At 66.5% G+C, this 17,134-nt stretch carries 12 protein-coding genes; 3 read left to right on the top strand and 9 right to left on the bottom strand.

What is annotated here, in order from left to right:
• The first annotated feature begins 92 nt into the window (after nt 1-92).
• The gene (locus KY501_RS12570; RefSeq protein WP_224363116.1) at nt 93-3,473 is read left to right on the top strand and encodes an ELWxxDGT repeat protein; all 3,381 of its coding nucleotides are present in this window, start codon (nt 93-95) and stop codon (nt 3,471-3,473) included.
• Between the two features lie 50 nt (nt 3,474-3,523).
• Here KY501_RS12570 and KY501_RS12565 read toward each other — a convergent pair whose 3' ends face one another.
• The 9 genes from KY501_RS12565 to KY501_RS12525 all read right to left on the bottom strand — a co-directional run bounded on the left by KY501_RS12565 (nt 3,524) and on the right by KY501_RS12525 (nt 13,949).
• Entirely contained in the window at nt 3,524-4,504 is a 981-nt protein-coding gene (locus tag KY501_RS12565; protein ID WP_224363115.1) for a hydroxymethylglutaryl-CoA lyase, read from the bottom strand.
• Nucleotides 4,471-4,875 carry a cobalamin B12-binding domain-containing protein gene (locus KY501_RS12560; protein WP_224363114.1) on the bottom strand — a complete coding sequence of 135 codons (405 nt, stop codon included), beginning with the start codon at nt 4,873-4,875 and terminating at the stop codon, nt 4,471-4,473. The genes KY501_RS12565 and KY501_RS12560 overlap by 34 nt, the downstream gene beginning before the upstream one ends.
• Nucleotides 4,868-5,596, bottom strand: a complete 729-nt coding sequence (locus KY501_RS12555; protein WP_224363113.1) for a class I SAM-dependent methyltransferase — start codon at nt 5,594-5,596, stop codon at nt 4,868-4,870. Before KY501_RS12555 ends, KY501_RS12560 begins: the two co-directional genes overlap by 8 nt.
• A 20-nt stretch (nt 5,597-5,616) precedes the next feature.
• On the bottom strand, nt 5,617-6,204 hold the full coding sequence (locus tag KY501_RS12550) for a Uma2 family endonuclease (protein WP_224363112.1): 588 nt from the start codon (nt 6,202-6,204) through the stop codon (nt 5,617-5,619).
• 85 nt (nt 6,205-6,289) lie between these two features.
• Nucleotides 6,290-7,303 carry an alpha/beta fold hydrolase gene (locus KY501_RS12545; protein WP_224363111.1) on the bottom strand — a complete coding sequence of 338 codons (1,014 nt, stop codon included), beginning with the start codon at nt 7,301-7,303 and terminating at the stop codon, nt 6,290-6,292.
• A gap of 57 nt (nt 7,304-7,360) precedes the next feature.
• Nucleotides 7,361-9,232 (bottom strand): acyl-CoA mutase large subunit family protein, encoded by a 1,872-nt coding sequence (locus tag KY501_RS12540; protein WP_304608609.1) that lies wholly within the window; start codon nt 9,230-9,232, stop codon nt 7,361-7,363.
• A gap of 56 nt (nt 9,233-9,288) precedes the next feature.
• A complete protein-coding gene (locus tag KY501_RS12535; protein WP_224363110.1) occupies nt 9,289-10,482 on the bottom strand; it encodes an aminotransferase class I/II-fold pyridoxal phosphate-dependent enzyme in 1,194 nt (397 codons plus the stop codon).
• Nucleotides 10,483-10,527: 45 nt separating this feature from the next.
• Nucleotides 10,528-11,484: a phosphatase PAP2 family protein gene (locus tag KY501_RS12530; RefSeq protein WP_224363109.1), complete on the bottom strand. Its 957-nt coding sequence runs from the start codon at nt 11,482-11,484 to the stop codon at nt 10,528-10,530.
• The gene (locus KY501_RS12525; RefSeq protein WP_224363396.1) at nt 11,481-13,949 is read right to left on the bottom strand and encodes an efflux RND transporter permease subunit; all 2,469 of its coding nucleotides are present in this window, start codon (nt 13,947-13,949) and stop codon (nt 11,481-11,483) included. Before KY501_RS12525 ends, KY501_RS12530 begins: the two co-directional genes overlap by 4 nt.
• Before the next feature lie 442 nt (nt 13,950-14,391).
• Here KY501_RS12525 and KY501_RS12520 point away from each other — a divergent pair, with 442 nt between their 5' ends.
• Together KY501_RS12520 and KY501_RS12515 are read left to right on the top strand one after the other, a co-directional pair.
• Nucleotides 14,392-15,945: an aminotransferase class I/II-fold pyridoxal phosphate-dependent enzyme gene (locus KY501_RS12520; protein ID WP_224363108.1), complete on the top strand. Its 1,554-nt coding sequence runs from the start codon at nt 14,392-14,394 to the stop codon at nt 15,943-15,945.
• 6 nt (nt 15,946-15,951) lie between these two features.
• Nucleotides 15,952-17,130: an N-acetyltransferase gene (locus tag KY501_RS12515; protein ID WP_224363107.1), complete on the top strand. Its 1,179-nt coding sequence runs from the start codon at nt 15,952-15,954 to the stop codon at nt 17,128-17,130.
• The last annotated feature ends 4 nt before the right edge of the window (nt 17,131-17,134 follow it).

Here is a 17,134-nt window from a genome sequence, read left to right as displayed (position 1 = left end):
CGGCCGCCCTGAAAGATATGCGCGAATCGACCTGCCGTTGGACCCCGCACACCCCGTGATGCCACGGGCTGCATGTCCAATAAGGCACCTTCATGAAAACCGGCTTGCCGGGCCTCATCCTCGCGTTCCTCTTCGTCGCCTGCGGTTGCTCGCAACCTTCCCAGGACAGGCCGTCCCCTCCCCATCCGCGCAGTGAAGCGCAGCCGCTCGCGGCGGGCCCTGCCTTCAAGGTCAAGACGATCTCCCCTTACGCTTCCAATCTGGGGGGAGGCGCGTCTTCACTCGTCACCCTGGGAGGAACCATCTACTTCCGCGCCGGCGACAGCTTCGCTGGCGACGAGCTCTGGAGGAGTGACGGCACGGAGGCCGGAACGGTTCGGGTCCGGGACATCAACCCGGGCCGGGGCTGGTCTTCTCCCGAGTCCCTCATGACCTGGAATGGCACCCTCTTCTTCGTGGCCGACGATGGGACGTACGGCAAGCAACTCTGGAAGAGTGACGGCACGGAGGCCGGGACGGTCCAGGTCAAGTACATCTGCCCGGGGCTGAGCACTGGTGCCGGTATCTCGTGGCTCACGCCCTTCAACGGGGCGCTCTACTTCGTCGCGACGGAGTGCAGCACGGGCTCGAAGCTGTGGAAGACGGATGGGACCCAGGCGGGCACGGTCCTGGTGGGAGATCCCTCGGGGATCACCATCGAGTCTCCCCAGAAGCTGGTCGCGGTGGGCTCGGCGCTCTTCTTCTACGCGGCGGGGCCGGGAGGCTGGGCGCTCTGGAAGACGGATGGCACCGCCGCGGGGACGGCGGAGGTCATCCGCTTGAACTCCATCGATTCCCCCGTCGCCATGGGCGGAGCGCTGTACTTCACATACGACGATGGTCAGCACGGCACCCGGCTCTGGAGGAGCGATGGCACGGCGGCGGGCACCGGCATCGTCACCTGCGCGTCCTGCAGCACCTTCCAGGTTGGCGTCGAACTCTGGCCGGTCGGCAACACCCTGTACTTCAACGCATGGGACGGGGTGCACGGCTACGAGCTGTGGAAGAGCGATGGCACCGCGAACGGCACGGTGCTCGTCAAGGATCTCGTGCCTGGCTCGGGGGGTTCCTACTCCTCCAACTTCGTCCAGTTGGGCAATCGCCTCTACTTCCTCAACAACGAGAGCGACAGTGGCGCGGAGCTCCTCTGGAGCACGGACGGGACGACGGCGGGGACCACCATGGTCGATCGGGTGAGCAGCTACTCCTCGGAGCTCACGGTGGTGGGCAGCTCGCTCTTCTTCCGATCGAATGGAGAGCTCTGGAGAAGCGATGGAAATCCGGGCGGAACCGCGCAGTTGAAGGATATCTACCCAGGCTTCTCGAGCTCGGAGCCCCAGCAGTTCGTCGCCCTGGGCTCCACGGTGCTCTTCGCCGCGAATGACGGCGCCCACGGTTGGGAGTTGTGGAAGAGCGATGGCACCGCCGCCGGGACCGTGCTCGTCAAGGACATCGATCCCCCACTCGCCCGATCCTCCGCGGTGCAGATGGTCGACGTGAATGGCACGCTGTTCTTCGCGGCCGATGATGGGACGCACGGCAACGAGTTGTGGAAGAGCGACGGCACGGAGGCGGGCACGGTGCTCGTCAAGGACATCATTCCGGGTTCCACCCCCTCGAGCCTGAACTTCCTGACCCGCGTGAACAGCACGCTGTATTTCTCCACGCAGCGAGGCCTGTGGCGCAGTGACGGCACGGAGGCAGGAACAGTCCGCGTCAAGGATCCGGCGACGGGAGCCCAGGACCCGGTGTGGCTCACGGCCCTGGGAAACCTCGTCATCTTCCGTGCCAGCGATGACACCGCCGGCACGGAGCTCTGGCGCAGCGATGGGACAGAGGAGGGCACCTACCGGCTGGCGGACATCCGCCCGGGGCTCCGGGGTTCCGACCCGTCATCCCTCGTCGTCCTCGGGGGAAAGGTCTACTTTGCCGCTCTGGCTCCCAATGAGCCCTACCGCCATCAGGTGTGGATGACGGATGGGACCGTGGCCGGCACCCAGCTCCTGAAGGACATCTCTCCTCCCGCCCCGAACGTGATCGCTCGCGGGGAACCCGGTGGGTTGACCGTCTTCAATGGTGCGCTCTATTGCAACTGCTCCGACGCCACCTTTGGGAGCGAACTCTGGAAGAGCGATGGGACGCCGGCGGGGACTCGGCTGCTCAAGGACATCCTCCCTGGCCCGGACGGCAGCTACCCCGAAGGCTTCACGCAGAGCGGCTCCACCCTCCTCTTCTCGATCTCACTCGATCCCTACGGAAGGGAGCGCCACCTCTGGAAGACGGATGGGACTCCGGCTGGGACACAGCGGGTGGGTCCCGCCAACCCAACCAAGGGACTCTATCCCGCGCTGATCACCCCCGTGCGAGGAGAGGTCGCCTTCATGGCGTATGAGTCAGGCATCGGGTACGAGCTGTGGAGCACTCATGGCTCCGCCAGCGGCCTGTCGCGCCTGAAGGACTTCATCCCAGGCCCCACGAGCGGGCTCTTGTCCGCGAGCCTGCTGGCTCTCGAGGAGGATGGATACGTGCTCTTCTCTCCGGCGACCGAGGCCTCGGGAGCCGAGCTCTGGCTGAGCGACGGTACCGTCGCCGGGACTCACCTGCTCCAGGACATCCTGCCGGGACCGGACTCCTCGAACCCCAGCGACTTCACGCGCTCGGGAGCCTTCGTGTACTTCAACGCGATGGATCGCGAGAGCGGACACCAGCTCTGGGCGCTTCGCATCGCGGATCTTCCGGACACGAATCCACCCCAGTTGGTCTGTCCGGCGCGGATTGTCATCGAGGCGACCTCGCTGGATGGAGCCACGGTGAGCTTCACGGCGAGCGCCTCCGACAACAGGACGGCCAACCCCCAGGTGACGTACAGCCATGCCTCCGGGACGATGTTTCCCCTGGGGAGCACCCTGGTCGTGATCACGGGAACCGATGAGGCTTCGAACTCGGCGACCTGCACCTTCGAGGTGCTCGTGCAGGATACGACTCCGCCGGAGTTGGAGGCGTGCCCCGCGGACATCGAGGCCACGGCCTCGTCCGCCGCTGGGGCGCAGGTCTCCTTCACCCTCCCCGGCGCGACGGATGCACTCTCTCCGCCGGTGTCGGTGACTGCGAGCCCCGCGAGTGGCAGCGTCTTCCCGGTGGGGAACACCTCGGTAGTGGTGACGGCCCAGGACACCGCGGGCAACCGCCGCCAGTGTCAGTTCTCGGTAGTGGTCGCCCGAGCCCCCGGAACGGATGGTGGAACGGATCCGCTCCCCGATGCGGGCCCGGGTCCGCTCCCCGATGCCGGAGTGGACGCAGGCACCTTGCCGGAGGACGAGCCGACGCCGCGGGCAGAGGGCTGCGGCTGCACGAGCCCGGGAGGTGCCTCCCTGCTGGGCGTGGTGGCAGGGCTCGTGTTGCTCATCCAACGGCGGCGCGGGTCCAGGGGCTGAGGCCGGACTGAGGCCCCAGCGTCCGCCGTCCCTGCCCACCGGAGGCAGGCTCAGGTCGTCTTGGCCCGGCGCGAGGCTCGCTTCTCGCGCTCACCCAGGGCGGCCTGCAGGTACTTGCCGGCGAGCTTCCGGCCGATGAGCTCCTGCGCGAGCTCTCCGGCCTCCACGAGCTTGTCCAGGTTGATGCCCGTCTCCACGCCCATGCCATGGAACATGAAGACGGCATCCTCGGTGGCGAGGTTGCCCGCCGCGCCGGGCGCATAGGGGCAGCCGCCGAGCCCACCGATGCTGGCATCGAACGTCGTCACTCCGGCGGACAGGCCCACCAGGGCATTGGCCAGCGCGGTGCCGCGCGTGTCGTGCATGTGGAGCGCCAGCTTCTGCACGGGGATGTGCTTGAGGAGCGACTCGAGGATCTCCTCGGTCTGCCGCGGGGTACCCACGCCGATCGTGTCCCCGAGACTGAGCTGGTAGATGCCCATGTCCACGAGCTTGCGGCAGATGTCGACCACGCGCTCCACGGGGACGTGGCCCTCATAGGGGCAGCCCCAGACGGTGGACAGGTAGCCGCGCACGCGCATCCCTGCCTGAGCGGCGGCCGTGACGACCTCGCGAGAGGTCTCCAGCGCCTCGGCGATCGTCTTGTTGATGTTCTTCTTGGAGTGGGCCTCGGAGGCGGAGATGAAGACGGCCGCCTCCTCGAGCCCTGTCTCGCGGGCGCGCACCAGGCCCTTGAGGTTGGGCACGAGCGCAGAGAAGGTGACGCCCGGCTTGCGGCCTACCAGGCGCAGCAGCTCCTCGGCGTCCGAGAGCTGGGGAATCCACTTGGGAGAGACGAAGGAGGTGACTTCGATCCGCTTCTCCCCTGCGGCCACGAGCGCCTCGATGAGGCGGGCCTTGTCGCGGGTGGGCAGGGTCCGCAGCTCGTTCTGCAATCCGTCCCGAGGGCCGACCTCATAGACGTCGACCCGCTGGGGGAGGCTGCCGAGCCAGCCGGCTAGGCGCGTGCTGGAATGTTGGTTCGAATCCACTGGACGATGTCCTGCGTCGAGCTTCCCGGGGTAAAGACTTCGGTCACCCCCAAGCCCTTGAGTTTAGGAATGTCGTCGTCTGGGATGATCCCGCCCCCAAAGACTCGGATGTCCTCGGCCCTGCTTTGTTTCAGCAGGTCCATGACTGCGGGCAGGAGCGTCATGTGCGCGCCGGACATGATGGACATGCCGATCGCGTCGACGTCCTCCTGGATGGCGGCGTTGACGATCATCTCGGGCGTCTGATGCAGCCCTGTGTAGATGACCTCCATTCCCGCATCGCGCAAGGCCCGGGCGATGATCTTCGCACCGCGGTCGTGCCCATCCAGACCGGGCTTGGCCACCAGAATACGCAGCTTCCTCTCAGCCATGTCGCAGCTCAGCTCCAACAATGAGGTCCGTCGAGGTGGAAGATAGCGGCTCACCCTGCAGGCTGCCGTGCACCCAACGCGTCGTGAGGCCCGTCGCTTCCAACAGTTGAGCGAGTTCTGCAAGAGGATAGTAACGGATGCTGTAAACACCCGAAAGAACGCGCCCATCTGCAAGTGTGAGGCGCCTTCGCCCGTGGTCCACGCCGGTGTCGGGATCGAAAACGCTTTCTTCGTGCAGCAGGCTGCCATCAGGGAGCGTGCCCTGGAAGGAAGCGCCGGGCTGCTGGCGGAGGCGTTCGTAGGGGACGGACTGAAAGACGAGCAGAGCGCCAGGCCGGAGGCAGCGGGCGATCTCGCGGAGAATGACGCGGTGCTCCGTCTCCGAGAAGGCGAAGAGTGTGGAGTACCAGGCATAGGCGCCGGCCAGGGAGCCGGACTGGAACGGGAGGGAGCGCAGATCGCCGCGGATGGCGGTGAAGCCGGGCAGACGGTGGGCCAGGGAGTAGGCATCCAGCTCCAGCCCCACCACCCTGCCCTTCAGGGCTCCGGAGCTGTTGAGCGCGGAGGCATGGCGCCCGTGTCCGCAGCCGAGATCCACCACCGGGCCAGGGAGCGGCACCCTGGTGAAGCACCGCTCCAGGTAGGCGACCTCGCGAGCGGTGACGTCGGGCGAGAGAAAGGGCTGGGTGCTGCGCAGGTACAGCTCACCGAAGAAGCTCAAGAAGGGCCCCTGGCGACAGCTTAGGGATGGGCCGCGCGAGTGCGAGGCGGCATCCACAGCAGTGCCAGTTCCAGGGGGATGGCGTCAAACGGCTCCGCGTGGACGATGTCGCCGCCTTCGTAGATTCCCACCTGGGCCCATCCGCGCTTCTTGCTGCGGTAGACCTCGAGGGTGAAGCGCAGTGGGTCAATGAGCCACGCGTGCCCGACACCCTCGTGGCGGTACAGGGGCATCTTGCATGAGCGGTCCATGAAGGAGGTGGAGGGGGACAGCACCTCGCAGACCCAATCAGGAGCGAGCGTCACCCAAGGGACATCCGGAGGTTCCGGCATGCGTTCCCTGCGCCACCCGGCGAGATCCGGGACGACGACATTGGATCGGAAGTGGAGTTCCGGCTCGTCCATGAAGCACCACCCGCCGGGGCCGCCGCGGGCCAGATCGAACGGCGGAATCAGGAGTGCGCCCAGGCGACTGGCCACATGGAGGTGGCGGAAGGCGGGCCGCGGCGAGGCGTAGAGCTCGTCGCTGATGATTTCGCCGACCCACCCGACCGGCAGTGCTTCGATGTCCTCGTATGATGCGGGCTTCTTTCGATCGTCCTTCCCCATCCACCACCCTCCTCACGAAATGACCTGTGAGGTTACTCTACCCGCATCCTATTTACCAGGGCATCCGTCGTCCCGGCACCGGAAGTCATTCGAGGAAGCCGCCGAGCGCTTCGATGTAGCGATCGAAGTCCTCGACTTGAGGCAGGTGTCCGACGCCGGGAATCTCGACGAGCCTGGCGCCGGGAATGGCGTCAGCAGTCTGGCGGCCGAGTTTCGGGTAGTCGCCCATGGTGGCTGCGACTTCGGGCTTTGCCCAGGCCTTGCCGAGCGCGGTCCGGTCCCGCTGGCCGATGATGAGGAGCGTGGGGACGCGGAGCCGGGGCAGATCGTGGACCACCGGCTGGGTGAAGACCATGTCCGAGGTGAGCGCCGAGCACCATGCGACGCGCGAGTAGTCCGGATGCCGGGTCCATCCGGCCTGGATCTCGAGCAGGCGGTCGTACTCGGGCTTCCACTCACCGCCGTAGTAGCTCTGGCGTTGGTACTCGCGCAGGCTCTCAGGGGTGGCTGCGAGTTCCTGGCGGTACGACTCATCGATGCTGCGGTAGGCGACGAGCGCGCCATAGTCCTCCAGGCCGATGGGGTTCACGAGCGCGAGCTTCTCGGTCTGCTCTGGGTATAGGAGGGCGAAGCGCGCCGCGAGCATGCCGCCCATGGAGTGCCCCACCACGGTGACTCGCTCGATGCCGAGCGAGCCGAGCAGCGCGCGGGTGTTCGTGGCCAGTTGGGCGAACGAGAACTGGTAGGCGGCAGGCTTGGTCGACTTGCCGAAGCCGATCTGGTCGGGGACGACGACGCGGTAGCCACGGGCCAGGAGCGCCCGCATGGTGGGCTCCCAGTAGGCCCCGGAGAAGTTCTTGCCGTGGAGCAGGAGCACGGTGCGCCCCTTCCAATCGGCGGGCCGCTCGTCCATGTAGGCCATGCGGAGTTGCTGCCGCTGCGACTCGAAAGTGAACTCGTGAGCGGTGAACGGATACGGGTAGCCGTGCAGCTCCGGATCGAGTCCTACGGTGCTGCCAGGAGTGCCGGACGCGGATGACGTCGTGGCACACCCGGAGGTAACCAGGAGGAGTGCGGCGACCAGGAGAATGGGGCGCATCGCCCTACGCTAGGACGCGACCAGACACCCCACCATCCTTTTCCGCCCCGCTCTTGTCTAGAACGCACCGCCCTCGCGATACGCGCCCCACACCGTGCGGAACACGTCGCAGATCTCGCCCAGCGTGGCGTAGGCCTTCACCGCCTCGAGCACCGAGGGCACCATGTTCTCGGTGCCTCGCGCCGCCGCCTCCACCTTGGCCAGCGCTGCCTGCACCGCCTCGTTGTTGCGCTCGGCCTTCACCTGCGCCAGCCGCGCCTTCTGCTCCTCCGCCACCTTCTCGTCGATGTGGAGGATCTCGATCGGCGCGTCCTTGTCCGCCTTGAACGCGTTCACGCCGACGATCAGCCGGTCACCCTGCTCCACCTCGCGCTGGAAGCGGTAGGCGCTCTCGCCGATCTCCTTCTGCGGGTACTGCTCCTCCACCGCGCGGATGATGCCGCCCATCTCGTCGATGCGGCGGATGTACTCCAGCGCACGCTTCTCCATCTCGTCCGTGAGGTACTCCACGTAGTAGCTGCCCGCCAGCGGGTCCACCACCCGGTCCACTCCGGACTCGTGCGCGATCAACTGCTGCGTGCGCAGCGCAATCGTCACCGACTCTTCCGTGGGCAGCGCGTACGTCTCATCCAGCGAGTTGGTGTGCAGCGACTGCGTTCCGCCCAGCACCGCCGCCAGGGCCTGCAGCGCCGTGCGCACCACGTTGTTGTACGGCTGCTGCGCCGTGAGCGACACACCCGCCGTCTGCGCGTGCGTCTTCAGCTGCCACGAGCGCGGGTTCTTCGCCCCGAACCGGTAGCGCATCACGTTCGCCCAGATGCGTCGCGCGGCGCGGAACTTGGCGATCTCCTCGAAGAAGTCGTTGTGCACGTCCCAGAAGAAGCTCAGCTGCGGTGCGAACGCGTCCACGTCCAGCCCACGCTTCACGCACTCCTCCACGTAGCCGATGCCGTCCGCCAGCGTGAAGGCCAGCTCCTGCACCGCCGTCGCTCCCGCCTCGCGGATGTGGTAGCCGCTGATCGACACCGGGTACCACTTGGGCATGTGCTTCGTGCAGAACTCGATCATGTCCGTCACGATCCGCACGGCCGGCCGCGGCGCGACGATCCACTCCTTCTGCGCGATGTACTCCTTGAGCATGTCGTTCTGGATGGTTCCCGCCAGCTTCGCCATCGGGATGCCCTGCTTCTCACCCACCGCGATGTACATGCAGAGCGCCACGATCGCGCTCGCATTGATCGTCATCGAGGTGGTGACCTTGTCCAGCTGGATCCCGTCGAAGAGGACCTCGAAGTCACGCAGCGAGGAGACGGCCACGCCCTCCTTGCCCACCTCGCCGCGGCTCATCGCGTGGTCCGCGTCGTAACCCATTAGCGCCGGCATATCGAAGGCCGTGGACAGGCCCGTCATGCCGTGGCTGATGAGGTACTTGAAGCGCTTGTTCGTGTCCTCGGGCGTGCCGAAGCCGGCGAACTGGCGCATCGTCCAGAGCCGGCCCCGATACATGGTGGGCTGCACGCCGCGAGTGAACGGGAACTGCCCCGGCAACCCGATGCGCTCGGCCTGCTCGTCCCTGCGGTCCGCCAGCGTCATGACATCCGGGATGGGAACGCCCGAGTCCGTGACGAACTGCTTGCGCCGCAGCGGCATCTTCGCCGTCACCTGGGCGAGCTCGTCCCGGGCCCACTCTCCCGCCTGCTTCACCGCGGTCTTCACCGCCGCCGCGCCATAGGTCTTCGCCGCCGCGACCTTCTTCTTCGGGGCCACCTTCTTCACCGCGGCCTTGCCCGCCTTGGCCACCTTCTGGGCAGCCTTGGCCACCTTGGCGAGCTTCGAGGGCTTGCGAGCCTTCGGGCTGGCAACGGCCTTCTTCGGAGATCGGGAGGAGACGGAGCGAGCGGCGGTTTTCGGAGCAGTACGCGCAGGCATGGCGCGGGGATGTAGCACCCGCATCCAGGGGTCGCAAGACGCGCCCGGTCATGCTGTCAGCGAGGCTTCGAGAGCCCATCACGCAGGCGGCGAACCCCTTCGTCCAGCACTCCGTCCGTCTTGCAGAAGGCGAAGCGCGCGAGGCCCTGGCCCAGGTGCTTGTGCTCCGGCGAATAGAAGACGCTGGGCGGAATGGCCGCCACCCCCACCTGCGTCACAAGGTGCCGGCAGAAGGCCACGTCGTCCGGAAAACCCAGGTGGGAAATGTCCGCGAGGATGAAGTAGCTCCCCTCGGGAGCGTGCGCGGGCAGGCCTGCTTCCCTCAGGCCGCGCAGCAGTTTCTCGCGCCGCGCCAGGTAGCCTGCCGCCAGTTCCTCGAAGTAGCTGTCCGGAAGACGCAATGCAGCAGCGGTTGCGGCCTGCAGCGGTGAGGCCGTGGCGAAGGTCACGAACTGGTGAGCCCGCTGCACCGCGTCACGCAGCGGCGGCGGCGCGATCACCCAGCCGATCTTCCACCCCGTGAGGCTGAACGTCTTGCCCATGCTGCTCACCGTCACGGTCCGATCCGCCAGCGAGGGAATGGTGGCGGGCCGCACATGGCGGGCTGGAGCGAAGACGATGTGCTCGTACACCTCGTCCGAGAGCACTCGCACGTCGTGTCTCGTGCACAGCTCTCCGATGCGTTCCAACTCCTCTCGGGTGAACACCTTGCCCGTGGGGTTCTGCGGAGTGTTGACGATGAGCAGCCGAGTCCGAGGACTGAAGGCCGCCTCCAACTCCGCCCAATCGATCCACCACTCCGGATGGTTCGCGTCCGGGGCGCGCAGCGGCACGTAGCGGGCCTTGGCTCCCACGAAGGTGATGTTCGCGTCGTACGAGTCGTAGAAGGGCTCGAAGGAGATCACCTCGTCGCCCGGATCCACCAGCCCGAGGATCACGTCCAGGATGGCCTCGGTGGCTCCGCTGGTCACGGTGACCATGGTGTCCGGGTCCACCTTCTGGCCATGGAAGCGCGCCGCATGATCGGCGATGGCCTGGCGCAGCTCCTTGGAGCCCATGCCCATGGCATACTGGTTGACGCCGTCGCGGATCGCGCGCTGCGCGGCCTCCTTCACCACGTCGGGCCCGTCAAAGTCCGGGAAGCCCTGCCCCAGATTCACCGCGCCGTGCTTCTGCGCGAGCGCGCTGAACTCGGAGAAGACGGTGGTGCCGAAGCGAGAGACGCGTTCCGCGGCATGTGGCCGGCTCATCGTGAGGCTCCTGGCGGCCGGCGATTCAACAGCTCTGCCAGCGCGCTAGGGGCGCACGATAGCGTCCATGGGCACGGAACGCTCGGTCGCAAAGCCTCGGCGGCGGCTTCCCACCCGGGAGAAGGCCATGGAGACCCCGACGACGAACACCACCAGGGGCAGTACGGCCACCAGGTCCGTGGCGTAGTGGAAGCGCCCCGCCAACGTCGCCACGATGAGCCCAACGCCCGGGCCCAACATGACCCAGAACACGCGTCGCGAGAACCGGAACGAATAGAAGAGCACCACGAGCGTGGCGCCCGTGTGACCCGAGGGGAAGCAGTCCCGGACGAAGACGGGCGTGCGCATCAGCGAGTCCAGGAACGAGGTCGTGATGACGCCCGTGAGCTGCCCGGGGAACGCGTCCAACAGGAAGAACCGAGGACCGATGGCCGGCACCACGATGTAAGCCGCGTAGCCCAGCGCGAAGAACAGGCTGAGCGCCGTCAGGAACTCATCGAACGCGGCGATGCGCTTGTGGAGGTACAGCACCACCCCCAATACCAGCCCCCAGACGAAGTGGCCGTAGTAGCAGACCATCAGCACGTCCATCAGCCAGGGGGGCACCGCGTTCGAGACCAGCACCGAGACCTGGAGACCGAACAACCGCTCATCCAGCATCGCAAGCTGGGCGTCCCTCAGCACCGGGGAGAAAGCATCCACGAGCGGGTTGAGCAGTTCGTGGCCGATCATGATCACCGGCAGCAGCCAGAAGTCACTCACCCAGCGCAGCAGCCGCCTTCGAGGCCAGGCCTCCTCCAACGTCCGGAGCACCAGCGGCCCCATGGCGAACAAGGTGAAGCCCATCGCGGACTGCGTCGCCCCAGGCGCCCAGCGCGCCGGCCCCACGAGCGCCAGGGCGGCGAGCGAGCAGGCAAAGACAATGACGATGTCCACGGCCTTGAGACGCACCTTCCGTCGACCGTCGAGCAACCTCAAGCTCTCGATGGACCAGGGACTCATGCGGTCTTCCGTTCCACAGACTCCGAGGCGGGCTCTTTCTCCACGCCAATGTCCAGGCTCCGCACCACGGCTTCCTCTCCTGCCCCTGCTCCCTTGCGGAACTTCCAACGCTCGATCAACGCTAGCAGCGCTGGGAAGAACACTGTCGTTCCCAGGAAGGTGCACACGACCCCCAGGAGTGCAATCTGTCCAATTGAGCGCAATCCCTGATGGCTGGCCACCAACAGAGCGCCGTAACCCGCGGCGTTGGAGAGCGTGGCCACCACCGCCGCCAGGCCCGTGTGCCGCACGACATGGCCCAGCGAGCCCGGCCCCTCCTCTTCATAGCGATGGAAGAGGTGCACGGAGTTGTCCACCGCGATGGCCAGCAGGTTGGGCAGCACCACGGCGTTGATGAAGTTGAGCTGCACGTCGAACAGATACATGCCGCCGGCCAGGCACACCATGCCTAGGAACAGCGGCCCCGCGACGAGCAGCGCCCGCTTGAAGCTGCGCAGGCTGGCGAAGATGGCCAGGAACACCACCACCGCCGCCGCTGCCAGGATGAACGGGCCGTCCCCGCGCACCAGCGAGAAGATGCGCGACGCGATGCGGTTGCTGTCCAGCACCGACAGATCAATCCCCTTCGCCCGCGCCCCCTCCACCACCTCGTCGAGCTGCGTGGCCCACCGGTGCAGATCCCGCGTGTCGTAGTTGGACACGGACGGGAACAGCAGCAGGAACATCCCCTTGCCATCCAGCGCCTCGAAACGCCGACGAGCCTCGACCGGCAACTGCTCGAGCCCGTAGGGCTTCGCATCCAACATCGCCTGGAAGCTCTTCACGCGAGGATCGGCCAGGAACTCATCGGGTAGCTTGGCCAGCAGCACTCTCATGTTGTCGAGTTCCTGCTGACGGCGCTGCACGTCCGTGGGGATCAAATCGACGAGCGACGCCGAGCGCAGGAACACGGAATCCGCGCCGTGCCGCTCCTGGACATCGGAGATGACCTGCCGCACCGTCCGGGCCTGCTCCAGGTTGTCCACCAGGAGGATCGCGGGATTGAGCGGCGTGCCGAGCTGCGCGGTGATGTGATCGTCCAAGCGCGAGGAGGGCGAATCCCCCTTCAGCTTGCGCATGTCCGTCTCGAAGCCGAGCCGGGGCGCCATGAAGGCCGAGAACCCCGCGAAGGCCACCACCGCCAGCGCGACCCCCACCACCAAGCCCGTAGGCCAGCGCGGCCCCATGCCCTCCCGAGGACTGGAGTGCGGAGCGCTCGCGGGCGACGCCTCGCCCGCCGTCTGGCGGCGGAAGGGCCGAAGGCGCTCGGCAATGGACAGCAGTGCCGGCCCCATTCCATACGCGGCGAGCACCGCCAGCATCACGCCCATGCCGGCCAACAACCCGAACTGCTGGAACGCATGGAACTGCGCCAGCAGCAGCACGAGGAACGCAGCCGCGTTGGTGATGGCCGAAGTCAGCGCGCCGGCGAACGTGCCCCTCACCGCCTCGGAGAGCGCACCGTGCACATCCTGATGCTGCCGCTCCTCCCAATAGCGCATGGCCAGGTGCACGCCGTACTCGATGCCCAGACCGATCAGGATCGCCACCAGGAAGCCCGTCACCACGTTGAGGTGGCCAATGGCCACCTGCGCGAACGCGAACGTGAGCAGCACCCCCACCATCACCGGCAGGCCCACCACCGCCAGCGCCGACACGCGCCGCGTGGCCAGGAGGATGAGCGCCACCGCCAACGCCGCGGACAGGAGGCCCGCGTTGGACAGGTCCCTCCGCATCACCGCGTCCTCTTCGATGCGGCTCTGGAAGTTGCCCGTCGCGTCCACCACGACGCCCGGATAGCGCTGGGCCACCTCCACGGCCATGGCCTTCGAGTCGTCCACGAACTTCCGCGCGAAGTCCAGGTCCGCTGCCGTCCCGGCCGGCTTGATGAAGAGGTACACTTCCTTGCCGTCCGCCGAGGCCAGATCCTCACGCACCGGAGACTCGGGCAGGTACTTGTGCTCGATCTCCTCGAAGGTGGGCGGCACCTGCTGCGTCTTCACCAGCTCTACGTAGAACGGGTTGGCCTGCCGCTCCTCGTAGCGCACCCGCGCCGAGAGATCCGTGTACAGCTCATGGAGGCGCTCGGCGGGCTGAAGCAGCAGGCCGTTGTGAAGAAAGAAACCCACGTCGAAGTGGTGTTCCACGTAGCGGATCTGCGGCAGCTTCTCGAGGCGGCCCTGCAGCTCCTGGGCATAGGCGCGCAGTTGCTCGGGCGCGGCGCCCTGGGCTCGCAACACCAGGTACCCGTCTCCGCCCGCCTTCTGCGACACGCGCGTCAGATCCTGCACCTCGCGCGCACCCTCGGGCAGCAACTCCACGAAGGAGCCTCGGAACTCCAGCCGTGACGCCAGCAACGCTCCGCCCAGCCCCAGCAGCGTGAACAACGCCAGAAGCCACCACGGCCGCCTGAGGGCTGCCTGCATGAACCGCTCGAACCACCGCTGCCTCAGATTGTTCACCTGGCTCCACCTTGCCCGGCCGGCGAAAGCAAACTTCCGGCCACATATCTGTCAGGGCCTCATCAACAAATCCAGTGTTCACGCCCTTCCTGGGTGCTTCTGACCCCAGTCCCCCCCCAGCCACACCGCAGCACTTACACTCGATTCCCTCGGAAGATCGAGTTCACGGGTTGTGTTGGTAAGGGGCTCCGAGCTTCATGTCCATGGGCCATACCCTGACACGGCTGCCATACCCGCGAAGGTTCGCGCCTTGACAGTCCTGGCAAGCCTCTTTATTCACGGCCCCCGCGTCGCCCCTAGGAGGTCGCACGCAGCACCAGGTGCCTCTGGCCGGGATGCATCTGGAAACCCCATGTGCGCCCCGAGTCCGCTCCAGGATCCCCACGACGCAGACAGAAGGACCACCATGAGCGACGTCTTCGACAAGTGCAGTAACTGGAAGGACTACCGCATCGCGAAGGCCACGGGCCTGTATCCGTACTTCCGGTCCATCGAGGCCTCCCACGGGGCGACGGAGGTCGAGATTGAAGGCCGCCGCGTCATCATGGTGGGCTCGAACAACTACCTGGGCCTGTCCGCGGATCCGCGCGTGAAGGAAGCGGCCATCAAGGCGGTCGAGAAGTTCGGCACCACCTGTTCCGGCTCGCGACTGCTCAACGGCACCCTGGCGCTGCACGAGGAACTCGAGACGAAGCTGGCGAAGTTCCTCAACCGCGAGTCCGCGCTCGTCATCTCCACCGGCTTCCAGACGAACCTGGCGCTCTCCTCCATCCTGGGCCGGCACGACATCGTCTTCACCGATCGGCAGAACCACGCCTCGCTCGTGGACGGCATCCGCCTCGGCTTCGCCACCGAGCGCAAGTTTCGTCACAACGACACGGACCACCTGGAGCAATTGCTCGCGGCGGCCGATCCCGACGCGGGCAAGATCATCGTCACCGACGGTGTCTTCTCCATGGAGGGAGACATCTGCAACCTGCCGCGCATCGTCGAGCTGGCGAAGAAGTACAACGCCCGGGTGATGACGGATGATGCCCACTCCATGGGAGTGCTGGGCGAGAAGGGCCGCGGCGTACCTGAGTACTTCGGGCTCGAGGCGGAGACGGACCTGACGATGGGGACGTTCTCCAAGAGCTTCGCGTCGCTGGGCGGCGTGCTGGCGGGCCCCTTCGAGGTCATCAACTACATTCGTCACAAGGCGCGCTCGGTGATCTTCTCGGCGTCCATGACGCCGGCCTCCATCGCGTCGGCGCTCAAGGCCTTGGAGATCATCGAGTCCGAGCCGGAGCGTCGCGCGCGCCTGCTGGACATCGCCGAGAAGATGCACAACGGCTTCCGGGCCATGGGCTTCGACACGGGCGTGTCGGTGACGCCGGTGGTGCCGGTGCACATCGGCGACCAGGTGAAGTGCTTCCGCTTCTGGAAGGCCCTGCACGAGGCGGGCGTGTTCGCCAACCCCGTGATTCCTCCGGCCGTCGAGGCCGGCCACGCGCTCATCCGCACCAGCTTCATGGCCACGCACACGGACGCGCAGCTGGACCGGGTGCTGGACACCTTCGAGAAGATCGGCCGGCGCATGGACGTGATCCCCGAGACGCGCCCCACCGTGTACGAGCCGGTGAAGATCGCCCGGCCGGGCACCGGCGTGCGCTCCAACAAGGCCTCCGAGAAGTGGGCTGCCACCTCCGTGGGCAACGGCATCCAGCCCAACAGCTTCACGCTGGACACGCTCTCGCGCATGTCCTCGCGCGAGATGGCCGGCAAGCTCTTCGACGCCGTGGAGCAGCTCACCTGGCGCGCGGCCAATCTGCAGCCGGCGGACCTGCGCAAGCTGCCCGGAGCCTCCATGCGCCTGTGGGAGAAGCGGGGCGAGCTGACGGGGCTGCTGCTGGAGAAGGGCGCCAACTTCTTCATGCGCAACGGCCACGATCACAACGCCAACCAGGCCGAAAGGAACTAGCCTCACATGGCCCTCCCCGCCGAGTCATCGACCGTCGTCTCCCTTCCCGCCGTGCCTCCCGATGTGACGGTGGCACCCGTGCGGAGCGGCGGGGACAAGACCGCCTTCGTCCGCATGACCTACCCCATCTATCAAGGGGACCCGAACTGGGTGCCGCCCCTGGAGATGGAGCGCAAGGACTTCCTCGACCCGAAGAAGAACCCCTTCTTCGAGTTCGCCGAGGTGGAGCTGTTCCTCGCGCGGCGCAACGGCCAGGTGGTGGGCCGCATCGCGGCGATCAAGGATCCGCACTACAACGAGTTCCACGGCACCAACGAGGGCTTCTTCGGCCTCTTCGAGTGCATCAATGACGCCGGTGTGGCTCGGGTCCTGTTCGACGCGGCTTCAGAGTGGCTGCGCACCAAGGGCTTCACCAAGGTCATCGGGCCGATGAACTTCTCCACCAACCACGAGTGCGGGTTGCTGGTGGACGGGTTCACCACGCCCCCGGCGATCATGACGACGTACAACCCGCCCTATTACGCCGCGCTGATCGAGGCCAACGGCTTCACCAAGGCCAAGGATCTCTGGTCCTTCGAGCTGTCCTCCTCGGCTCAGCCGCCAGAGAAGGTGGCGCGCATCGCGGAGAAGATGCGCCAGCGGGAGGGCATCACCGTACGCTCGGTCAACCTGAAGAAATTCGATGAGGAAGTGACCCTCATCAAGAACATCTACAACGCGGCTTGGGAGAAGAACTGGGGCTTCGTTCCGATGACGGAGCATGAGTTCGATCACCTCGCGAGGGATCTGAAGCAGATCGTCCGGCCGGAGCTGCTGATGATCGCCGAGGTGAAGGGCGAACCGGTGGCCTTCTCCATGACGATCCCGGACGCCAACGTGGCCTTCAAGGCTGCTGGCGGACGGCTCACCACCTTCGGGCTCCCGATCGGGCTGGCGAAGATGCTGCTGGCCTTGAAGAAGATCCGCCGGCTGCGCCTGATCACCCTCGGCATCAAGGAGGGCTACCGTCGCCGGGGCATCGACGCCATCCTGTATCTGGACACGCTGCGCATCGCGCACCAGCTCGGGTACGAGGGCGGAGAGATCTCCTGGACGCTCGAGGACAACCACCTCGTGAACCGGGCGATCGAGTCCATGGGCGGCAAGCGCTCCAAGACGCACCGCATCTTCGAGCGCGCGCTCTGAGCCG

It is taken from the genome of Hyalangium versicolor (genome assembly GCF_020103695.1).
Classification (GTDB): domain Bacteria; phylum Myxococcota; class Myxococcia; order Myxococcales; family Myxococcaceae; genus Hyalangium; species Hyalangium versicolor.
This window is presented reverse-complemented; position numbering and strand designations above follow the sequence as displayed.